Below are 22,999 nucleotides of genomic sequence, written 5' to 3'. Positions count from 1 at the left end.
GCTATTTAAGGCATAGCTGGATATGGGGATAAATCGATAATCATAGCGACGATAGGGCTAGACTATCCCAAGTTCAAACACTAAAACTGGCATGACTCTCAAAGCTTTTCAAGCGCTTGTACTCTTGCCTTGGCCTTAGCTTCGTAATCATTCGTAAAGGATTTAGCCAGTTCAATGCTGTGCTGATAGAGCGCAAGGGCGCGCTCTGGCTCAACGCTGCCACCTTCGCCCGTATCGAGTAGGCTCGCAAGCTGAAAATAGGCACGCCCCAACACATCCCGCTGCATGCCTTGTTTATCGCCCTGCGAAACCACTTTTTCGAGCCAGATGCGCGCTTGGTGCACATCACGCGTGTCGGGTTTTAACAGAATATCCGCATATTCAGCGGCAACATAGAGGTCGCGCTCGGCGGCAATCTGCCAAAACTCTTGGCTTTGTTCAAAATCCTCGAGCAAATAATAGTAATCACTGGCGGCGCTATGGGCTAAGGCCGGATCAGCCTGCACACTCATACGATAGTGAGTTAATGCTGCCGTTGCATCATGGTAGGGCGACCAAGGCAATGCTTGGTACAGCGCTATCATACTCATGGCCTCGGGAACACCTTGATTAACCAGCTGATTTAACTGCTCCCAAGCGCTGGCTTGGACGCTTTTCGCCTCGGCCGTATTCGGTTTACCTTGCAGTATGGTCTCAAATGGCTGACGAATAAGTTCCAATTTGGCCTCGACATCCCCAAGCCTTGCCGCGCGTTGTAGCCAATAACGGCTCTGCTCAACCTCGCCCGCATAGGCTGCCTGTGATTGCATCCACTGAATAGCAATCAAGTCATCGCCCTCGGCCGCCTCTCGGTAGTATTTGCGCGCTTTTTCTTCATCCTTCGCCAGCGCATGACCAGCCCAATAGATATGTGCTAACAATCGCTTATCTTCGGCCTTACTGCTCTCACTTAAGGTATTGAGCATAGATTCAGGCTTACCATAGGCATAGAGATGAACGTCCCCGCGCGGATAACGATACTCAGTGCCATCGGGATAATGAACCGAGATATGCTCAGGCTGACGCCACACATTCACTTGATAATCTGGCAGAATTTCGGGATTAAACTGCACCCGCAGCACTGGCTGTTTATCAAAACGCACCATTTGTGTCGCCGCGCTTGACCATAAACGGCTGCTCGATTGCAGATTACTCTTAAGCTTCACCTCAAAGGGGCTGTCGGTCCTGGGGCTGTAAATCACCACAGGGTAATACACGGGATTGAGGCTAAGCGGCAAAGCCGCAACCAGATTGGTATCTTCTTCGCTGCCAGCAAGCACGGGCTCGATAGTCAGCTCCTGACTCAAATAAAAGCCATCATGGGGCGAGGCTTTGGTCGCAGGTTCGCTCGATGTTAATAGCGGTGACGTATGTAAATAGTCATCTTTTAATGACTTAACCTTTTGCCAGATGGGATGACTTGGCTGCAGGGTAAGGTCGAGGACTAAATCCTCTAATTGCCAATCGCAATCTCCACCCCCTTGCAGGGCTAACGTCAGATTGAAAGGTTTGGCATTGTCGGTCGTATCGAGGGATTGTCGCAGAACCGAACTCTTATTCAGCGTGGCGCGATAGGGGTTGGCAATATCACCATTTGGGAAACGGATTTCTTTGCGGGTACATGTAGAGGAAGTGTAATAACCAACTAATTCGAGCTGGGTGTGGGCGGGTAAGGTTCCCGTAAACTCGAAGCGTTGCGCAGTCTTTGGCGGCTTAGTTTGGTCAACGGGTAACTCCTGTAGCCACAGGTTATCCCACCAGCCCGCCCAAACTGGCGCTGAGTTCATTAGGCTTAAACTCAAGATGAGACTCAGGGTAAGGCCCAGCCAGAGCACTGCTACTTTAGGAATCAACCTCATAATGCCAGCTCTCCATTGCTGATGAGATACCATCGCCCTTGCTTTAATGTCTCTACATCGGTTTTCACCAATGGAACCACCCTTGTTGTTTTAGGCATAACAGCCGTGTGAGCTTAGCTCAGTGCCGCTAATGCCTTGGCCGCCTCACTAAAACGTGGGCGACTGGCGAAGTCGGCCTGCATACATTGCTCTTTTAACTGCAGCAGCTGTGCGTGCAGCCTCTCGTCCTCCAAGCGATTAGCGAAGGGCAACAAATCATCAATCAAACAACCTAGAGCCCGCACCTCTATGGCCTCCATCGCCTCTCGCTCTGATTGTGATAGCTTGGCCAAGTTTGAAGCAGCACCAAAGTCACCGAACAATAGCGCCATCTGCGGATTAATCATCATATTGTGCGCATACACATCCCCATGGCTGATTTGCTGGGCGTGCATATGCGCGAGAGTCTCGGCCAACTGCAAGGCTATCTTAACTATGCCCTTAAGGCTGAATTCTGTGCCCGCCTTAAAGGTATCGCGGGTGCAGGTTTCGAGGGAGGGCGGTAAGCCTAAGTTATAAAAACCTTGGGGGATTAACGCCATCACTAGCCCTAGCTGATCCTTCTGGCTGATATGCGCTAAAACCTTGATGAGATTTGGATGCTCCCCCGTGGTTAAACAACAATCCAATTCATCGGCAGGGTAACCGTCACTGGTCACCTCACCCTTAAATAGCTTCACCGCGATCGGCTCAGTCCCCGTGGCTGCAACCATCGCAGAATTTAACCAACGCCCCTGATAAATAATACCCGAGGCGCCCTCACCCAATTTGTCACCGAGGGCGATATCCGCTAATGACACATTGGGCACACTAGCCACATCGGCATGGGGGTCGACTAGCGTATGGCTAAAGGGATTGCCCGCAAACGCTAGCCAAGTGAGTTTAGGCAGCTTAAGCAACCAATTCGGCAGCGCGGCTAAAGCATTTGCCGACAAACGCACTAGCTCTAGGTTATGGCATTGGGCCATGGATGCTGGCAACGAGGTTAACCGATTGCCCGCTAAGGCTAATTTTTGCAGGCGATACAATTGCCCCATACGTTCGGGCAAGGCGGTTATTTGGTTATCCGTTAAGATCAACCAGCGGGTATGCAAGGGCAATGACGCCTCAGGAACCGAACGAATTTGATTCGCCTTAAAGCCAATCATCTCCAGTTTGGGGCACTGACTTAACACTTCGGGCAGCACTTCAAAGCGGTTATTGGAAGCAAACAAGATCTTCAAATGAGTTAAGCGATGTAAATCTTCAGGCAGTGAACTGAGCTGGTTATTGGATAAGTCGAGGATCTCAAGGGTATCGGCTAAATCGAAGATCTCCCGCGGGAACTCGGTTAAATTTTCAACCAACTGTAAACGGGTAACCCCTTGTAATTGTCCCGCTTTTAACTGCGCTAACGTCTGCACTCTCTCATCCACTGCAATAAAAAACCGCCGCTATCTTAGCGTATTTAGCGCCAAAGCTAAACGTAACCAATGCGGTCAAATTTTAAGCAAAGCTATTCACAAATGCGAAAACAGATTAGCATGTGCCAAATCATGGAATACCAAGTCATCACAGATTACAGGACAATCATGCGGAAAACCTTTCGCCAACCCCATGCCTTAGCTGCGCTCGTGGTCGCCATCTTGATGGGCCAGCTCAGCGGCTGCGCAACCACGTCGGCGCAAACGTCGCCTACGGAATACGCTGCAACCTTGCCTGACGCCCAGGGCAATAGTGAAGAGACAGCACAACCTCAGCATGTTGAAACGAAAGTTATCGACGAGCGTTACGCCGATGTGTGGGAAAAAATTCAACACGCCCGCACCATTGATGTGCATGACGATGCCGAAGTCCGCAAACAGCGTAACTTTTTCGATGATAAGCAAAAGTTTATGACTCAGGTGACCCAGCGCGCCGAGCCATTTTTATACTATATTGTCAGCCAACTCGAAGCCCGCAACATGCCGCTCGAGCTGGCACTCCTGCCGATTGTTGAGAGTGGTTATAACCCGCTCGCTCAGGCAAATGGCCCCGCAGGGCTCTGGCAAATGATCCCTGCGACGGGACGTAATTTTGGCCTGACCATCAACTCGGCCTACGATGGCCGTAAAGATGCACTGGCCTCGACCGATGCCGTGCTCGACTATTTACAGCACTTACACGACACCTTAGGTAACGACTGGATCAACGCCGTTGCGGGTTATAACAGTGGCGAGCTAGTGATCAAAGCCGCTATCGATAGAAACAAAGCTAAAGGCAAACCCACGGATTTCTGGTCGCTGAATATTCCGGCTCGCCAAGTGCAAACCGTACCTAAATGGCTGGCCTTTATTCAAATTATCCGCGCACCTAGCCATTACAATCTCAAAGTAATGCCGATTGCCAACCGCCCATTTTTGGAGCGTTTACCTGCACCTAACGGCGTTGAACTCAGCCAAATCGCCAATGCTGCGGGACTCACTAAGGCGGAGTTTAAAACCTATAACCCTGGTTATCGCCAAAGCGTGATCCCAAGTAAGGGCAAATATCAAATCGCCCTGCCGATTGAAAACATCGGCCAATATCAAGAGAATCAGCACCAGCTGTCCGCGCAAAAACATTACGACAGCCAAAGCTATATTGTGAAATCCGGCGATAGCCTAGGCACAATTGCCGCGAAATTTGACATTTCAGTCAAAGAGTTAAAGCAGGCAAACAACCTCAGCTCCGATAGAATTAAAATCGGCCAAGAGTTAACCCTGTTAACGCCGATGACAAGCGAAGATAACGCCTCGACCGAGACGCCAAAACAGAGCAAAGTTCAAACAACGTCTCAATCGACTAAGGCTAAAACCAGCAGTAAAACCGCTGACAAGCCCGCCGCGAAAGCCAGCACTTATAAGGTAAAGTCCGGTGACTCGTTAGATAAAATCGCGCGCAAAAACAAAGTGAAGCTCGCGGATTTAATGAAGTGGAACCAGCTCAATGCCAAGAGCATTATTAAGCCTGGCCAAGAGCTAAAACTGTCGGAATAAAGACGGTTAAGATGAAAAAGCACTACCTAGGTAGTGCTTTTTTATTCCCCTAATCTATTTAGCGATTAAAGCTTAACGAGGTTATAGCCAAAGCTGGTTGAAGCGTCCTTATTCAGCACCATAGTGACATTATCTTCGTTATTAAAATCCATCATCTCTGATGCATAAACTACTGTTTTAGTGCCATTTTCTACCGCAATCACCTTGATAGAATACTCACCTTTTGGCACCACTAACGACTGCGGCGCAGTAGGGTTAACCGCACTGATCTTATAGGCTGCGGTTTCAATGGTGTCGTTCGCCTTTAAGAAGTACAGCGTCAGGTTACTCTTGTCGGCAAAACTGACGATATCAAACTTGAAGCTGTAGGGACTCGGCGTTTGCGTTTGCTTCATCTCCATCGCCTTCACTTGGCTACCTTCTTCGGTGGCTTGCTCGTAGATAAAGATGGTTTTGATTTCGTCCTGATTAAGGGTTATCAGCACATTATCGAGCAGTTTAGCTTGGCTAGTATGGTCAAACACGCTCACGCCAAAGTCATTAAACTCAGCGCCTTGATAAGCCGTCACGCCAAAGGGAGCCACATTGCTAAATAGGGCTTCTTGCTTGTTGCTCACGACTTTGACATCGACATTATGTTCAGCCAAGCCATTGAATACCCTAAAATCGACACTGCTTTCGAGGGCTACATGGTTTCGCACATTGGTGGTCGAATCCACGCTATCTAAGCTGATTTTGGCATCCGAAGCGCCAAAACTTTCCCGTAAAATCAACTTATAGGGCACCTTAGTCTTAAAGTTAATGCTTGCCGTGGTGTAGCTCACGTTGGTCGTTCCCGCGGGGGCGAGGTAAACCTTGTAATCCCCAGTGTCTAAAATCTGCGGTGTCGAAACTTCACCGTAGGCGACACTGCCTAGCATCACAGCATCGGCAAAGCTTTGATCGGCTTTGGCAATATAGGCATCGTAGGCCGGCGCATCCATCGCCGTATGGGCGATCAATAATTGCATTTTACTCTTGTCCGCTTCGGCATTTTGCTTATCTAACTCAGTGCGGGAGTAATTGATATTCAGCAGCGATGGCGAGGCAAAATCCCCATGTAAGACAAAGAAGTGATCCGTTGCGGTTTTTAGATCGATATCCTCTTTATAGAGCGAAATATCTTTGTTCGACGCATCCTTACCCATTACCTCGACGGCACTCACGCCGGGTGTCGACGTGAACCTTGGCATGGCATCGGCGTAATTCACACTCTCGTAGGTTTTATCTCCAATCTTCAGTGCAGTTGCCGTGCTCCCCACAGAGGCATTGTAAAATTGCACATAGGTATCGGTCTTCGAGGTATCCTCGTCTTTATTGTTATCGGAGCCACCACAAGCGGTCACGCCCAAACAGGCGAAGGTTAAAACCGCGAATCCTTTTAGTTTATTGTTGAGCATCGTATCCCTCATTAGCAGACAAAAAATTCAGTTCAGTCTACGCAGTTATACAATGACAACAACGGCAATTTCCACTTAAAACTCAAACAAATATTTCACAAACTCAAACACTTAACAAACATTTCAGCAACAACATCAAAGTTGATACAAATCGCATTTTTAGCAGGATTTTTTGATACAAATTGCCCTGTCGCCACTGCAGCTCACCTCCATCGCATCGGCTGGCGAGAGTCGCATTTAGGCGAAAATCCCCACAAGAGGTTGTCCTACACCTCGCATTGCTCATCGACATGTTAATTACACAAATCGATATTGCAGATGCTAAAACCGACTCAATAAAAAAGCCCCCGTGATACTGAGATGACGGGGGCCGTTTGGTTTAAGAAGCGACTTAGATTCGATAACCACAAGATGCCACGGCTTAGCGCCTAAAAATCATAACGCTTTATGGCGCCAAACCTTGACTCATTACTGCGCCGTGGCGGGTGCAGGTAAGGTTTCGATGGTTAAGCGTTTATCATCCTTGAGGTATTTCTGCGCCAACTGGCTTAGCTCCGCAGGCGTAATTTGTTGCACCAGCGCCAGCCTTTGATTAAAGGCGCTAAAACGCTCCGGTTGGCTTTGAGCGGTTGAGGCTAAATCGAGCCAAAAGTTGTTATTTTGCGGCGCCATCTGCATCCACTCCAGCACAGGTTGGCGGGCGCGATTGAGTAAATCCTCACTGATCCCAGCAGGCGCTTGGACTTGCTTCACTGCGGCGGCGTAATACTGAGCCACCTCAGGCAACATGCTCTTAGTTGTCACGCTAAACAAGCCAAGGTAGCCATAACCCGTTGGATTTAAATCATTATATGAGAATGCCGAAGGGGAATAACTCGCGCCAGCTTTTTCACGCACATTTTCGGTCAGCAAAATACTCAAAACCTGTTCGAGTAAGCCTAAACCGATCTGTTCACGAAGATTGCTCATATCCGTGGTGGGCCACACCTGCGCCAGCGCCGCCATATCGACCTGACCATAATGCATCAGGCTCATGTGTGCGGGCACTTTGGGAAACACGGGCACAATCGTCTGCCCCTTAGGGATAGGCTGACGGGCAATGGCCCCTAAGGTTTGCGCCACTTCAGCAATCGCTTTGTCTTCATTCACATCGCCCACAATTGCCAGTTCAATCGCCCCCTGCTGAACGGCAGAATGGAAGCTAGGCGCGAGCTCTGCGAACTGACGTTTGAGGATGTCCTCTGGATTACCATAGCCATAGCGTTTATCACCATTATGGGCAATACGGGCAAACTGGTTCGAAAACTCCAATTGTGGATTGCTATGAATACTCTGTTGCTCGGCAATCACTTGCTCACGGAATAACTGCTCGGCTTGCTTATCCATACCGGGGTCGACTAAGTATGCCGTCAGCACGCCTAATTGAGTGCGAAGCTCGGCAGCATTGGTGCTGATCTCGCCACCAAAACTCTGCTCACGCAGACTCAAACTCACCGAGATATCTTGGCCAGCAAAAATATCGCGCATGCTGTCCCAGTCATGTAAGCCTAAGCCGCCCTGCACAAAGGCGCTGTTAAACAGATAGGACAAACCGTCTAACTCGGGGAATGGCACCTCGCCAAAGCCGATGTTTAAGCTCACTAACGCCACGCCCTGATTAAAATCCGTTGGCTTGATATTAAGGCGTACACCATTGGCAAACTGTATCTTACGGATCCCAGTTGTGGCATCACGCTGATCGGCAACAATCTGCCCCGGCTCACCAAATTGACTATAGGCAAACTCGGCAATAGCTTTGGTTTCAGGCGCTTTTACTGCTTGCTTTTGACTCGCGTTGTAGGCGGCTAATAGTTGTTTTTCAGCATTATCAATGGGCTTATTACTGGTTAAATACAAATAAGGCGTGCCATTCCAAGTCTGTTGAAACAACTGCTGCAGTTTTTGCGGCGTGATACTCGGCATCAGTGTCTCAAACAATGCCAATTGCCACTCAGGCTCGACGGGCACCCGTCTGCTCGCTACGGCATTCACTAGGCTTTCGGCAATGTTCACGCTGTGAATAGTGTTGCTACCAGCAGCATTGAGCTGATAGCCCTTATGCATTCGTTTAAGTTGTTGGTCGATTTCCTGTTGGCTAAAGCCAAATTCAAGCGCCTGACGCAGGGTTTGCTCCAATAGCGCAATACCCTGTTGCCAGTTGTTTTCCTGCGTGCCCAGCGTCATTTGAGTGCCGTAGGCGATATCATACTCGGGACCGATTTGCAGATTAACGCCGTACAGGCCTTGGCTGTGGAGTAATTGCGATTCTAGGCGGCGGTATAAAATGCCATGGGCAAGCTCTAATAAAATCTCCTGCTCTCGCTGGGCAATGGTATCGGCTTTAGGCTGTTGAGGCTTTAACAACCCCAGAGAAACCGAGGTTTGCAGGCTTGGATCGAAGAAGGCGCTCGCCTCTATCTTAGATTTGGCTTGTACCACACCGATAGATTGCGCCTTTCCCCCTGCGGCCTGCGGCGCAGCTTGCCAGTCGGTAAATTGCTGTTTGATCTTTTGCTCGATACGGCCGACATCAATATCGCCCACCACAATTAAGGTGGTGCGGGACGGCGTGTAAAAACGTTGATAGAGGGATAATAACTTTTCACGGTTCGCATTTTTAATGCTCGTCGCCTCCCCCACGGGGAAGCGCTGCGATAGCACTGTTTGCGGCATTAAAAAGGCTAACTGGTGACGATAGTTTTCTAAATCGGCGCTGCTGCGCTCACGCAGTTCAGACAAGACCACCGCCTTTTCACGCTCGATAAGCGCGGGATCAAGCAATAGATTACCGGCGATTTCGCGCATTAAAAACAAGGCTGTATCGACTTTATCTTGGCTATTGCTCGGTAGATTAAACTGATAAACCGTCTGCTGAAATTCAGTCACCGCATTGGTATCGGCCCCAAAACTTAAGCCTAAACGCTGCAATGTCGGGATCATCTCCCCCGCCGCGAGCCCGGTAGAGCCTTTAAATGCCATATGCTCTAAAAAATGCACCAGACCTTGCTCGGCATCCGTTTCCATCACAGATCCCACATCGACCCGCATACGAACGATAACCGCCTGTTCGGGAGTTTTGTTGTTTACCAACAGGTAGTGCAACCCATTAGTCAGGGTGCCTGTGTGCACCCGTTGACTTAAGGGTAAATCGGCCGACTCTGGCCACAAAGGCGCTTCAACCGCTCTTAAGGGCAAGGCCACGCTGATAAATAGCAGCCATAGCCACAGGTGTTTAAACTGGATTCGCTTGAAATGATTCATAAAAATTCATTTTCTCCCCCCAATTGGGTTCATTAACCGGAGAAAATGCTAACCTCAGTACTGATAAATTGACTTTTTACTATAGCCGCTAAAAGGCTTTAAGTCACAAAATCAATACCTTACACCGTACCAAAAATATCAAAACCATGAATTAATAAGAAAAAATAATATTAGTACTTGAAAGTATATGAGGAAAAACTCGTTGTTAACTTTATAAAATATTCCTCTGCCACACTGTCACACATTGGCAATTCAGAACAGGCTTAATTAAAGCCTGTTCTATTCTAAATTAAGCAAGTCTGACTAACACAGTTAATGCATAGATAACCATAGCCCAATAGAAACCAAAAAGAGCAATCCATATCCAATTCAACCAAGTTAAACTTGAATTATCCTCATAGTCTAAAGGTTCAAGCGCAAAGTTAATTGCTTTTTGAGCTTCATACAATGGATACAAAACTGCTAAAGGTATAAAAATAGAAATTAAAATAAAAAATGTTGGTAAAACTTCAATGTTATTAAGAATACTAGAGACTACGATAAGTAAAACGTAAACTGTCGCTAAAGCTGAATGACTCCAACGATAGCTTCTATTATCTTCTTTAATATATTCATCAACATAAACGAACAAAGAGTGTGTAAAAAATACCGTAAAAATGCATCGAGCAATAGGCCATGCATCTAAATCATAATACGCTTTTAATGCCTGCCATTGCTTATAAAACCAATAAATTTGATATAGACCAAAGGTGGCAACAAACATAATTGTCAATTTAGCAAGAGAAACGTGAAACAGTGGTATTCTCTGAATATTGCTATCTACTGTTATTTGTTTTTCATCACTTTTTAATGGATTATTTTCCTGACTTATTACATCTTCCATGGAAGAATTCCTTTCTTTTAGTAGTCGTCATAACGTTAATTTATTTTCAAAAGTTCAAGCCCTTTAGTGGCCCCAAACAATCTACCCTAAACCGCAACAACTGTTAACAACTACGTAAAGAAAATTATTCAAGGACAGACAAGCCATATATAAACAAAAAGCCCTGCACAACATGGCAGGGCTTTTAAAAAACGATTATTTACACTGTAAAAGTAGGAAAATTAGAACGGGATATCGTCGTCCCAACCATCATCCAAATCTGGGGTAAAGTTTTGCTGTGGCTGTGGCGCAGGACGTTGTGCAGGTGCCGCTGGTGCTTGATACGCTGGTGCAGCAGGCTTAGGCGCGTAACCACCTTGCTGTGGCTGAGCATGGGATTGCTGTTGCTGGCCATAGCTTTGCTGAGCTGGCTGCTGATTGTAGCCAGATTGTGGCTGCTGTGCAGGTGCTTGGTAACTTTGCTGTGCTGGCGCGTATTGGTTTTGCGCTGGCGCAGTTTGAGCCGGTGCCGCTTGGTAACCCGCGTTTTGTTGCATGCCACCCATAGGTGCACCTTGGCCTTGACTTTGGCCTTGGTTGCGACCACCTAACATTTGCATGCTACCGCTTTGGTCGATAACCACTTCAGTGCTGTAACGATCTTGACCGCTTTGGTCTTTCCACTTACGCGTCTGCAGTTTACCTTCGAGGTAAACCTGTGAACCTTTACGCAGGTACTCACCCGTAATTTCAGCCAACTTGCCAAACAGAACCACACGGTGCCATTCAGTACGCTCTTGCTGTTGACCTTGTTGGTCTTTCCACGATTCGCTGGTCGCTACTGTGATGTTAGCGACTGCGTTACCGTTTGGCATGTAACGTACTTCTGGATCTTGTCCCAAATTGCCAACCAAAATTACCTTGTTAACACCACGACTGGCCATTGAAATCTCCTGCGATTCTTTAAATAATCTATTAATTCAGTATGTTGTTTATAATTGTTGCCGCAAGGGAAAATCCGCTTCCCTAAAACTCGCGGCAATAACACATATTATTGAGCAGAGCCTAACACAGCTCGGGCTTCTCTTAAATCGAAATGCTCATCAACTTTGAGGTAAGCAACTTTCTCGTCTAGCACCACAATCGCTTCGACCACACCCATCAATTGTGACAGCTGCGACGCCATATCCCGCGCTTGGGCCTTATCTTTCACGGCAGCTTCTAAGGTGTAACTCTTAAGCAGCACAGGATTTTTCATCCCTAGGGTCAATAATAACCAAACGCCCATCAATACCAGCGCGACGATAAACACGCCCACGGCGCCAACTAATTGGAACGCCCCCCCGCCGAGCATACCGCCACAGAATGCGCCTAAGAATTGGCTAGTTGAATAAACCCCCATGGCCGAGCCTTTTTCACCAACGGGGCAGAATTTCGCAATCAAACTCGGCAGCGACGCCTCAAGATAGTTAAAGCCGGTAAAAAACAGCAATACCGCTACGCTCAATACCCAGAGGTTGTTCGAAAACATCGCCATCGCCGCAAGGGCAAACATCATGATCACTAAAGCAATTTGGAACATTGCCTTAGTATTCTTACGCTTCACCCCGATGATGATTAACGGCACCATCAAGAAGAATGCGCCCACAAACGCGGGGAAATACAGCATCCAATGTTTTTCTTTCACCAGACCCGCATCGACTAAATCGAGTGGCAAGGCGACAAACACCGCGGTTAACACTAAGTGCAGAATAAAAATACCCGCATCGAGCCTAAACAGCTGCGGATCGGTCAACATACGCTTGAGCTTGGCGGGCGCGGCTAAGGTATCGCCCTTAGGTGCATGGGAAATCGGATTCGGCACTAATAACTGCACAATCAACATGCCAAGTACCGCAAGGCCAGCGGTTAACAGGAATAAACCCGATAAGCCTAAATGCTGCGCCACAATTGGGCCTACGAGTAACGACAAAGCAAAGGAGCCGCCGATACACATGCCGATAATGGCCATCACCTTAGTGCGCTGCTCATCTCGGGTTAAGTCCGCCGCTAAGGCCAACACGGCGGCGGCAATCGCCCCCATACCTTGCACGGCACGGCCAAATACCACCCCGTAAATCGTATCGGCATTGGCGGCAATTAAGCTGCCGATGGCGAACAATACTAGGCCAGCGAGGATGACAGGTTTACGACCATACTTGTCGGATAAAATCCCCATCGGGATCTGCAAAACGGCCTGAGTCAAGCCATAGGCACCAATGGCAATCCCCACCCAAAGGGGAGAAAAACCTTCTAAATGCTGACCATAGAGTGCAAAGACGGGCATGATCATAAACAAGCCCATCATACGTAAACCAAATACGCTGGCTAAAGAAAACGCGACTTTTTTCTCGGTTCCTGAAAGTCCGTTGTTACCCATGATTTTGCCCTGGATTGAAGTCTTTTAGGGGGCGCATGTTAACACACCCAAAAGCGTTTGCTCAAAAGGAAAAACCGCCCACGCCGAGAGTGTAAAACAGCGAGTTTTGCCCCGCGCCAATGCTGATGCTCGCACGTTAGCGTACGCTTAGGCCTTTATTTTTAAGGCTTATCTAAAAGCCCATTGGCTACAAATAGTTAACTCAATGCTTACAGAACTTGGCTAAGTTCACCGCCGATAGACGGATTAATCTTCGTTAATCCGCTAACTACATCTCCTTTATCAGCAATACCTGCCCCACAACCGCGCCCATTGGGCGTGTCAGCAAGATCACAGAATCGACTAAACTCGGCCGCCGAACTGTGCGATACTTAGGCTCATTTTTTTAAGCATAAGACTTGAGCGATAGATGGATAAGATTGAAATACGCGGCGCACGGACCCACAATCTCAAAAATATCAACCTGACTATCCCAAGGGATAAGTTAATCGTTATCACAGGGTTATCGGGTTCAGGCAAATCTTCCCTAGCATTTGATACCTTATATGCCGAAGGCCAACGACGTTACGTTGAGTCTCTTTCTGCCTATGCCCGCCAATTCTTAAGCTTGATGGAAAAGCCCGATGTCGACCATATCGAAGGCTTGAGCCCGGCGATTTCCATCGAACAAAAATCGACGTCCCATAACCCGCGCTCCACCGTCGGGACTATTACCGAAATTTACGACTATCTGCGTCTGTTGTTTGCCCGTGTGGGCGAACCACGCTGCCCAACTCACGGCCAACCGCTTGCGGCGCAAACCGTGAGTCAGATGGTCGATAAAGTGCTAGAAATGCCCGAAGACAGCCGCTTGATGCTGCTGGCGCCCGTAGTCAACGGTCGTAAGGGTGAGCACGTAAAATTGCTCGAAGGCTTATCCGCGCAGGGCTATATCCGCGCCCGTATCGACGGTGAAGTCTGCGACTTAACCGATCCACCAGCACTCGATTTACACGTTAAACACACCATCGAAGTGGTGGTCGACCGCTTTAAAGTCCGCAGCGATATTCAGCAACGTCTCGCCGAATCCTTTGAAACCGCGCTCGAACTCTCCGGCGGAATTGCCGTGGTCGCCAGCATGGATGAAGGCACCACTGAAGAATTAATCTTCTCGGCAAATTTTGCCTGTCCGCACTGTGGTTATTCGATGGCCGAACTTGAGCCACGGATTTTCTCCTTTAACAATCCGGCGGGCGCTTGCCCAACCTGTGATGGTTTAGGGGTACAACAATTTTTCGACCCCGACAGAGTAATCACTAATCCTGAGTTATCACTTGCGGGCGGCGCGATTCGTGGCTGGGATAGACGTAACTTCTATTATTTTCAGATGCTGAGTTCACTCGCCGACCACTATAAGTTCGATGTCGAAGTGCCCTTCGAACAGCTGTCGGATAAGGTGAGAAAAATCGTCCTCTACGGCTCAGGCAAAGACAGTATCGCCTTCAAATACATCAACGACCGTGGCGATGTGGTGGTGCGTAATCACCCCTTCGAAGGCATCTTAAATAATATGGACCGGCGCTACCGCGAGACCGAAAGCAACGCGGTACGCGAAGAATTAGCCAAGTTTATCAACACTCAAGCCTGCCAAAGCTGTGGCGGCTCGCGCCTGCGTGAAGAAGCCCGTAACGTGTTTATTGGCGATCTTAACCTGCCCAAACTCACTGTTTGGTCGATAGGTGAAGCCCTCGAATACTTTGACAAACTCGAGTTCAGCGGCCAAAAGGCGCAGATCGCCGAGAAGGTATTGAAGGAAGTACGCGATCGCTTAGGCTTCCTCGTTAATGTCGGCCTCAACTATTTAAGTCTATCGCGTTCGGCCGAAACCCTCTCAGGTGGTGAAGCGCAGCGTATTCGCCTCGCCAGCCAAATCGGCGCAGGACTGGTTGGTGTGATGTACGTGCTCGACGAGCCATCTATCGGCTTGCACCAACGGGATAACGAGCGGTTATTGCAGACCTTAATCCACTTGCGGGATTTAGGTAATACAGTGATTGTGGTGGAGCACGATGAAGATGCGATTCGTATTGCGGATCATATTATCGATATCGGCCCTGGCGCTGGTGTACACGGCGGCGAAGTGATTTGCGACGGTCCGATTGAGAAAATTGTCGCCTGCGACGAGTCCGTCACTGGCCAATACATTTCGGGCAAACGCAATATCCATATCAGCACCCCACGTACGCCTTACGATCCCAAACAAGTGATTGAGCTTTATGGCGCCCGTGGCAATAACCTGCGCAACGTCGACTTAACGGTTCCCGTAGGCCTGTTCACCTGCGTGACCGGAGTATCGGGTTCGGGTAAATCGACACTCATTAACGACACCTTCTTTAGAATTGCCCATAAGCAACTCAACGGTGCCACAGTCGATGAGCCCGCACCCTACGATCGCATCGTCGGCATGGAACAATGCGATAAAGTGGTCGATATCGACCAAAGCCCGATTGGTAGAACTCCGCGCTCTAACCCCGCCACTTATACTGGCATCTTTACGCCTATTCGGGAGATTTTTGCCGCGACGCAGGAATCCCGTACCCGCGGTTATCAGGTGGGCCGTTTCTCCTTTAACGTGAAAGGCGGTCGCTGTGAGGCCTGCCAAGGCGATGGCTTAATTAAGGTCGAAATGCACTTCCTGCCCGATGTGTATGTGCCCTGCGATGCCTGTAAGGGTAAACGCTATAACCGCGAAACCTTAGAGGTGCGCTACAAGGGTAAGAACATCCACGAAGTGCTGCAAATGACAGTGGAAGATGCGCGGGAGTTTTTCGATGCAGTGCCAGCCATTGCTCGCAAACTGCAAACCCTAATGGATGTAGGTTTGTCCTACGTACGTTTAGGCCAGAGCGCGACCACGCTGTCGGGCGGTGAAGCCCAAAGGGTGAAACTTGCGAAAGAGCTCTCTAAGCGCGATACGGGTAAGACCTTGTATATTCTGGATGAACCGACAACGGGCTTGCACTTTGCCGATATCCAATTACTGCTCGATGTACTGCATCGCCTCAAATCCCACGGCAATACTATCGTGGTGATTGAGCATAATCTGGATGTGATTAAAACCGCAGACTGGATTATCGACTTAGGCCCAGAAGGCGGCGGTGGCGGCGGTACTATCCTAGCAACGGGTACGCCAGAAGATGTGGCGCAGCATCCTACATCCCATACCGCGCGCTTCTTAAAACCACTGTTAGAGCGGGATGCTAAGCTAGCCAAGCAGTCATAATATTAAGTGTCAGCAGCGCCTTGGTATCTCCAAGGCGCTGTAATTACACCCTATCGCGATATAAAAAACCTCTCAGGCAAGCCATTCGCCGTTATCAATCGAGGAGAACATGTTGCCAACACATCGCCCGAGTTTGACGAGCTTAAGTCGCGCCAATCTATTACTCATCGCCTGCCTAGGGTTAACGCTTGTGGCGTTGGTTGTCGCCGCTGTCGATCCGCTTATCGGTCAACCCACACGTTTACAGGTAACAGTATTAGACAGCTCAGCCAATAGTAGCCTGCTCGCCTTACCCGATGGCCGGATCACCACTTTAGATCAAGGCGGACTCACCAAAAACGCCCAAGTTACCATTTGCTCACGTACCCATTTAGTCTCTGGCTTGGAGCACTTTAACTTGAGCCGTCATCAAGAGGCGACACTCTCCCCCGAGATCCGTGTCTTAGACTAATTCAGCATTACGGCCAATGCAGCCAAGCTAAATCCCTGTTAGGCTTAGGATTGATCATCCTATTGCCAACCTTAAGGATAGCCATGGGCAATCTGGCGCACCCACTCATAGCAATCACTCGCCCCCAGTCTCACCGCATAGGCTTGAGCATATTGCGCTTGTCTATCCTTAGCTTGTGTTTGGGCCTTACGGCCTGCGCCAATCAACCCGCCGAATATACTTGCTCACCTGAGGCAATTCGATTGAATTGGGCCGAACCTGAAGCTCTTAAGCAAACAGTAGCAACACTCAGCGCCGCAGAATTAATGGGGCGTAAAACCCAAACGGAAGGCGCCGCCAAGACACGCGACTATCTGTACAGCCAGTATCAACAACTTGGGCTAACTCCTTGGGCAGAGACTTTCGAGGCGCCCTTTGACTATGCCACGCTTTTTAGCCAAGAGACGGGAAGCAATATGATGGCGTTAATCCCCGCACGCCAACCCACTCATCGATGGCGCATTGTGGTGGCTCACTACGATCATCTCGGCATGAGTGGCAGCAAGATTTACCACGGCGCCGATGATAATGCCTCAGGTGTTGCCGCCCTGTTGGCTCTGGCCGCCCACTGGCAAACGCAGCTAAGCGCCGCCCCCGATTTGCTGCCCAACATTAACTTAATGTTTGTCGCCACCGATGCCGAAGAGCCGGGGCTGTATGGCAGTACGGCCCTCGTCGAGCAACTCAAACAACGCATGCCCGAGGCGCAATTTGAACTGATGCTCAACCTCGATATGATTGGCCACCCGAGTCGCCCCTACGCTATTTACCTCGAAGGCAGCCGCAACTTTTATCAGTTTCCACAATTTAGGCCCATGCTAAACGCGAATAATCGCCTCTGTATTAAGTTGAGTCATCCCAAACCCGTGGGACGAAGCATCCAGAGCACTGATTGGCTCAGGGCCTCGGATCATTATCCTTTCCATAAAGCTAAGATCCCTTGGCTCTACTTTGGCGTCCCGACTCATCCGCAATATCATACCCCGGAGGATACTCCCGACACTTTGGACTATGTGTTTCTCGCGGCGGTGACGGAATCCGCCTTCGAAATCCTACGACTCCATGGCGACTTTTTGAAAAATTAATCGAAGTGGCGCGTTTCTTGCTCAGTTTTGGCAAAAAAATCCACGCAAAACCCTGTATTTATCCGAGAGTCACTTGGTAAAGCGGCTAAAATGCTGCTATAATCTGGCGTTTTCGGTGCGGGAAATCGACACGGGGTTGATTTTCTGTCTGTGAAACTTAAGCGCCAATCCGGGCGCATCCACAAGGCTACAACCCAATGTCATCCAGTGAAAGAACTTTCCGTGAACTCGGCTTGTCCGAGAATTTGTTGCGTGCTCTTGACGAGCTAGGTTACGAAAACCCAACGCCAATCCAATCAGCCAGTATCGACCCATTAATGGCTGGCAAAGATATTTTAGGTCAGGCACAAACAGGTACAGGTAAAACTGGCGCCTTCGCCCTGCCTCTGCTCAACAAAGTGACCAGCCAAGCTGTTCCACAAATTTTAGTATTAGCGCCAACCCGCGAATTAGCGGTGCAAGTAGCAGAAGCTTTCAGCAGCTACGCGAAATTTATGAAAGGTTTCCATGTACTGCCAATCTATGGCGGTCAGAGCATGCATCAGCAATTAAACGCCCTGAAGCGTGGCCCACAGGTTATCGTGGGTACACCGGGCCGTGTTATGGACCATATGCGCCGTGGCACCTTAAAGCTGGAAACCCTGCAAGCGCTGGTACTCGACGAAGCCGACGAAATGTTAAAAATGGGCTTTATCGACGATATCGAATGGATTCTGGAGCACACACCAGAGCAGCGCCAACTGGCACTGTTCTCGGCCACTATGCCAGAACAAATCAAGCGTGTTGCTAACAAGCACTTAAAAGATGCGACTAACATCAGCATCGCTGCGAGCCACACTACTGTTGACTCTATCGAGCAACGTTTCGTGCAAGTGTCTCAGCACAACAAGTTAGAAGCCTTAGTACGCGTATTAGAAGTTGAAAATACCGAAGGTATCATCATCTTCGTTCGTACCCGTAACTCATGCGTTGAATTAGCAGAAAAACTCGAAGCCCGCGGCTACGCTTCATCACCACTGCACGGTGATATGAACCAGCAAGCCCGTGAGCGTGCGGTTGAACAACTGAAAAGCGGCAAGCTAGACATTCTGATCGCGACCGACGTTGCGGCCCGTGGTCTGGACGTTGAGCGTATCGGCCACGTAGTGAACTACGATATCCCTTACGATACTGAAGCTTACGTACACCGTATCGGTCGTACTGGCCGTGCTGGCCGTACGGGTATGGCGATTCTGTTCGTGACCAGCCGTGAAATGCGTATGCTGCGCACCATCGAGCGCGCAACGAACAGCCGTATTTCGCCAATGAAAGTGCCAAGCCCAGAGACAGTTGCAGAACGTCGTCTATCTCGCCTAGGTGAGCAGTTAGCGCAAACCATGACACAAGATCTGGACTTTATGCGCGAAGCGGTTGCCCAGTTATGTCAACAACTGGAAGTGGATACCGATCTGCTGGCCGCAGCCCTGCTGCACCAAGTTCAGCAAGAGCGCCCACTGCAATTACCCGCGATTCAAGAACGTACTCGCGATGAGCGCAGCGAACGTGGTGCTGAACGTGGCGAGCGCGGTGAACGTCGTAGCCGTGAATCGCGTCCAATGCCAGCAAGCCTTGGTAGCGCAGAAGCATTAAAAGATAACCCAGATCTGAAGATGTGCCGTTATGTTATCGACGTGGGTCGTGACAATGGCGTGGGTGTGGGCAACATCGTTGGCGCTATTGCAAACGAAGCGAACATCGACAGCCGTTACATCGGTGCCATCCAGCTATATGATGCAGTGACTACCGTTGACCTGCCAGACGGCATGCCAAAAGAAGTGCTGCAGCACCTGAAGAAAGTGCGCGTATGTGGCAAGCCACTGAACATCCGTGAAGCTGGCGATCAAGTTTTCGTAGATTCAGGCCGTGGCGCACGTAGCGACCGTCGTCCACGTGGTGACCGTCCAATGGGCGAGCGTAAACCACGTTCAGCCTCTGGTGACAAGCCATTTGCTGATCGCAAACCACGTTCAGACAAGCCAGCAGGCGAGCGTAGACCACGTAAACCACGCGAAGAGTAATCGCCAAACCTAAGTCGTTAGGTTAAGCAGATTTAAACAAACGCATTAAAAAAGGAGCCTAGGCTCCTTTTTTGTTATCTTAAAATAGCTCCCGCTCAAACTTCACTGGCCAGTTGATATTTCGAGCAGGTATAGTCAATAGCAGGATGCTTAACTTAAGGACGCTAAATGGATTTTTTAGCGCTGATCATTTACCCATTTATCTCATCACTGCCCGAGCTAGCTAAGTCATGCAGCGAAGATAAAACCTTATTAATCATGGTACTTGTCGGTTGTACTCTGTTTGCAGGCTTTATTGGATTGTTAGTCGCCATGGCAAATTAACTTGCACTTAAGCTGACATGTCTATTAGTGTCGCCTTAGTCTTTGGCAACACAATTAATGTATTTCGATGAAAAAAGCCCTTACCGCAGGCCTGTTATCCGCTTTTATCGCCCCCGGCAGCGGCCACTTTTACCTTAAACATAAACGTTCGGCGCTGGTGTTTTTCAGCTTAGCTGTCATCAGCCTTATGCTGCTCCTCATGCAAATCTATCAAGTGGCACAAGTGATCGCCTTAGAGATCCAAAATGGCACCTTACCCTTAGATGTCGGCGTGATATCCGCCGAAATCACTCAACAAACCCAAACCACCATGGCCAATGCCAATGAACTGCTCTATGGCTTTTTGCTCTGCTGGTTAGTGGCATTGCTCGACAGTATTCGGCTTGGGCTTAAGCAAGATAAGCAAGATGCCTTAACCACGAATACAGCTGGGCACTAAATTTAGACTTTAATAGGCTTGCAAACACTGTGGTTAGCAAGCCCATATTGCAACAGCAACCTATTGCTTAACACCATCGACTGAGGCATCAACAGGCTCAGTTCGAGTATCCAAATAACCACTCAGGCGAGTTAATAGCAGCGCCGCAATCACCACTAGCGCACCAATCAATGGGGTTTGCATTAATCCCATCTGCTCGACAATGAGTCCGCCGCCCCAAGCACCTAAGGCAATTCCAATGTTGAAGGCGGCGATATTTAATCCCGACGCTACATCTACTGCGGTTGGAGCATAGGTTTCAGCCAGTTTGACAACATAGACCTGTAATCCAGGAACATTGCCAAAGGCGAAAGCGCCCCAAACGAGTATGGTTAACACAGCGGTAATAGGGTTTAACGCCGTAAAATGGAAGATAAACAACACCGCAGCTAAACCAGTAAAAATATAACTGAGGGCTTTGATTGGCCCCATGTTATCGGCCATCTTACCGCCCCAGATGTTACCTATGGCAACCGAGACACCATACACCAACATGATAATCCCTATCGCACTCGCATCGAAGCCACTGATCTGCTGTAAAATCGGCGCAAGAAAGGTAAAGGCGACAAAAGTACCGCCATACCCAATTGCTGTAATGGCAAATACCAGTAGCAGCCTTGGCTCGGTCAACACTTTAGCTTGGGTCAGTAAACTGGCAGCACGGGTCTGCTTAAGATTGTTCGGCACTAAGAATGTACTGCCTATCAAAGCGATAAGACCAAGCAGAGCAACGGCTAAAAAGGTCGATTGCCAACCAAAACTCTGGCCGATATAAGTCCCTAGGGGCACTCCTGTTACCAGTGCGACGGTCAGTCCTGTAAACATAATCGCAATGGCGCTGGCCGCTTTTTCCTTTGGTACCAGTCCCGTGGCAATGGTTGAGCCAATCGAAAAGAACACCCCATGGGCTAAACCAGTGATCACCCGCGCTGCAATCAGAGTTTCATAACTCGGGGCTTGCCACGCGAGCACATTCCCCGCAACGAATAGCGTCATTACCGCTAATAACACATGTTTACGATTCCAATGCCCCGTTAACGCCGTTAATACTGGGGCGCCAACGGCTACCCCAAGGGCATAGAGGCTGACTAATAATCCCGCCGAGGGGAGAGAAACCTGTAAGTCCTGCGCCATAGTGGGAATTAATCCCACGATGACAAACTCAGTTGTTCCAATAGCAAAGGCGCTTAGCGTCAATGCGAGTAAAGCTAAAGGCATGATGGCGTCCATCCTGTATTAAACGAGCGACAAGCTCGATAAGGGCTAATAGAGCTGAAGTTAAACCTACTCGCTTAACTTCAGATGGCGCTATCTTGACGATAAAGTTTATTGTCAAAAAGAGTGATTTTTACAAATGATTTTTGCTATAAACGTAACTAATTACCTCATTGGAGACTGACATGCTGACTCGCTCAGATGACTTACAGATACTACTCACTGTGGTCGATAGTGGCGGATTTTCCGCAGCGGCCGAAGCGCTCGATATTCAAGTCGCTAGGGTTTCAAGAGCTGTGACCAAACTTGAGAGTCAGTTGCAAGTCACCCTGCTCAACCGCACGACTCGACGAGTCGAATTAACCAATGAGGGACGTCTGTTTGTCGATGCAGTTAGGCTTGGGCTGCAAACCATACAGTTAGCGGAAGAAGAACTTATGAGTAGAGGGGAGCAACCTAAGGGTAAGCTTAGAGTCGATGCTGCCAGCCCTTTTGTGCTACACCAGATAGTCCCCTTAGTGCATGAGTTTAAACAGCTTTACCCCGAGATAGAGCTAGAACTGACCTCGAACGAAGGCTTTGTCGACTTGATTGAAAAGCGCACCGATGTGGCGATTCGTATCGGAAAACTCACCGATTCAACCCTGCACGCTAGACCCTTAGGTAAGAGTAAACTGCATATTGTCGCCTCTAAGGAATACCTCGCCAAACGCGGTTTACCTAAAAGCGTCAGCGAACTAAGCCACCACAGTCTTATCGGTTTTACGGGCGCTAAGGTCTTGAATCAATGGCCACTTAAAGGACTGGAACCCATTGCTCCCACAATGCGGGCAAGCAATGGCGAAACCGTACGTCAATTAGCCCTCGCGGGTAACGGCATAGCCTGCCTGTCTGGCTTTATGGTCAGCGATGATATTGCCCACGGTCGTTTATTGCCTTTACTAGAAAACGAGCGAATCGTGAATATAGAGCGGGAACAAGTCAATGCCGTCTATTACAAGACCTCAACCGTTGCTCGGCGGATCTCCGCCTTTATTGATTTTATTCAACCTCGGCTAACCCTTTAAATTTAGAGGTGATTAGAGCGTTAAGTACCATAGATTGTTGCGGTAATAGCAAAAATCATTTGTGCTTT

At 49.0% G+C, this 22,999-nt stretch carries 16 protein-coding genes; 8 read left to right on the top strand and 8 right to left on the bottom strand.

Going from position 1 to position 22,999, the window contains the following annotated elements; all coding sequences use genetic code 11:
- Positions 1–98: 98 nt before the first annotated feature.
- A complete protein-coding gene (locus ACUZ8J_RS03100) occupies positions 99–1,898 on the bottom strand; it encodes a tetratricopeptide repeat protein (protein WP_446693032.1) in 1,800 nt (599 codons plus the stop codon).
- A gap of 113 nt (positions 1,899–2,011) precedes the next feature.
- Entirely contained in the window at positions 2,012–3,340 is a 1,329-nt protein-coding gene (locus ACUZ8J_RS03095) for a leucine-rich repeat-containing protein kinase family protein (protein WP_446693031.1), read from the bottom strand.
- A gap of 168 nt (positions 3,341–3,508) precedes the next feature.
- Here ACUZ8J_RS03095 and ACUZ8J_RS03090 point away from each other — a divergent pair, with 168 nt between their 5' ends.
- Positions 3,509–4,933 carry a LysM peptidoglycan-binding domain-containing protein gene (locus tag ACUZ8J_RS03090; protein ID WP_446693030.1) on the top strand — a complete coding sequence of 475 codons (1,425 nt, stop codon included), beginning with the start codon at positions 3,509–3,511 and terminating at the stop codon, positions 4,931–4,933.
- 65 nt (positions 4,934–4,998) lie between these two features.
- Here ACUZ8J_RS03090 and ACUZ8J_RS03085 read toward each other — a convergent pair whose 3' ends face one another.
- The 5 genes from ACUZ8J_RS03085 to ACUZ8J_RS03065 all read right to left on the bottom strand — a co-directional run bounded on the left by ACUZ8J_RS03085 (position 4,999) and on the right by ACUZ8J_RS03065 (position 12,953).
- Positions 4,999–6,372: a DUF4397 domain-containing protein gene (locus ACUZ8J_RS03085; RefSeq protein WP_126511959.1), complete on the bottom strand. Its 1,374-nt coding sequence runs from the start codon at positions 6,370–6,372 to the stop codon at positions 4,999–5,001.
- 468 nt (positions 6,373–6,840) lie between these two features.
- Complete coding sequence (locus tag ACUZ8J_RS03080) at positions 6,841–9,672, bottom strand: M16 family metallopeptidase (protein ID WP_446693029.1); 2,832 nt, start codon at positions 9,670–9,672, stop codon at positions 6,841–6,843.
- A gap of 289 nt (positions 9,673–9,961) precedes the next feature.
- Entirely contained in the window at positions 9,962–10,555 is a 594-nt protein-coding gene (locus ACUZ8J_RS03075; RefSeq protein ID WP_126511988.1) for a hypothetical protein, read from the bottom strand.
- A 221-nt stretch (positions 10,556–10,776) separates the two neighbouring features.
- A complete protein-coding gene (ssb, locus tag ACUZ8J_RS03070) occupies positions 10,777–11,478 on the bottom strand; it encodes a single-stranded DNA-binding protein (RefSeq protein ID WP_374918856.1) in 702 nt (233 codons plus the stop codon).
- A gap of 107 nt (positions 11,479–11,585) precedes the next feature.
- Positions 11,586–12,953 (bottom strand): MFS transporter, encoded by a 1,368-nt coding sequence (locus tag ACUZ8J_RS03065; protein ID WP_011624151.1) that lies wholly within the window; start codon positions 12,951–12,953, stop codon positions 11,586–11,588.
- Positions 12,954–13,362: 409 nt separating this feature from the next.
- On the opposite strand from ACUZ8J_RS03065, the gene uvrA reads away from it, so the two are divergent.
- From uvrA to ACUZ8J_RS03035, 6 genes are all read left to right on the top strand, one after another.
- Positions 13,363–16,215: an excinuclease ABC subunit UvrA gene (uvrA, locus tag ACUZ8J_RS03060; protein ID WP_011718372.1), complete on the top strand. Its 2,853-nt coding sequence runs from the start codon at positions 13,363–13,365 to the stop codon at positions 16,213–16,215.
- Between the two features lie 109 nt (positions 16,216–16,324).
- Positions 16,325–16,666: a hypothetical protein gene (locus ACUZ8J_RS03055; protein WP_446693028.1), complete on the top strand. Its 342-nt coding sequence runs from the start codon at positions 16,325–16,327 to the stop codon at positions 16,664–16,666.
- Positions 16,667–16,749: 83 nt separating this feature from the next.
- A complete protein-coding gene (locus tag ACUZ8J_RS03050) occupies positions 16,750–17,790 on the top strand; it encodes a M28 family peptidase (RefSeq protein WP_446693027.1) in 1,041 nt (346 codons plus the stop codon).
- Between the two features lie 197 nt (positions 17,791–17,987).
- Positions 17,988–19,847, top strand: a complete 1,860-nt coding sequence (locus tag ACUZ8J_RS03045) for a DEAD/DEAH box helicase (protein ID WP_011718375.1) — start codon at positions 17,988–17,990, stop codon at positions 19,845–19,847.
- Positions 19,848–20,015: 168 nt separating this feature from the next.
- The gene (locus ACUZ8J_RS03040) at positions 20,016–20,171 is read left to right on the top strand and encodes a hypothetical protein (protein WP_023268736.1); all 156 of its coding nucleotides are present in this window, start codon (positions 20,016–20,018) and stop codon (positions 20,169–20,171) included.
- A gap of 67 nt (positions 20,172–20,238) precedes the next feature.
- Positions 20,239–20,610 (top strand): hypothetical protein, encoded by a 372-nt coding sequence (locus ACUZ8J_RS03035; RefSeq protein ID WP_446693026.1) that lies wholly within the window; start codon positions 20,239–20,241, stop codon positions 20,608–20,610.
- A 60-nt stretch (positions 20,611–20,670) separates the two neighbouring features.
- Here the strand turns inward: ACUZ8J_RS03035 and ACUZ8J_RS03030 are convergent, their stop codons facing one another.
- Entirely contained in the window at positions 20,671–21,867 is a 1,197-nt protein-coding gene (locus ACUZ8J_RS03030) for an MFS transporter (RefSeq protein WP_446693025.1), read from the bottom strand.
- Between the two features lie 182 nt (positions 21,868–22,049).
- On the opposite strand from ACUZ8J_RS03030, the gene ACUZ8J_RS03025 reads away from it, so the two are divergent.
- Positions 22,050–22,931: a LysR substrate-binding domain-containing protein gene (locus tag ACUZ8J_RS03025; protein ID WP_446693024.1), complete on the top strand. Its 882-nt coding sequence runs from the start codon at positions 22,050–22,052 to the stop codon at positions 22,929–22,931.
- Positions 22,932–22,999 lie beyond the last annotated feature (68 nt).

Source organism: Shewanella sp. Koi 1, from assembly GCF_052907445.1.
Note: the sequence above shows the minus strand (reverse complement) of the source record. Positions and strands in the feature narration are given on the sequence as shown.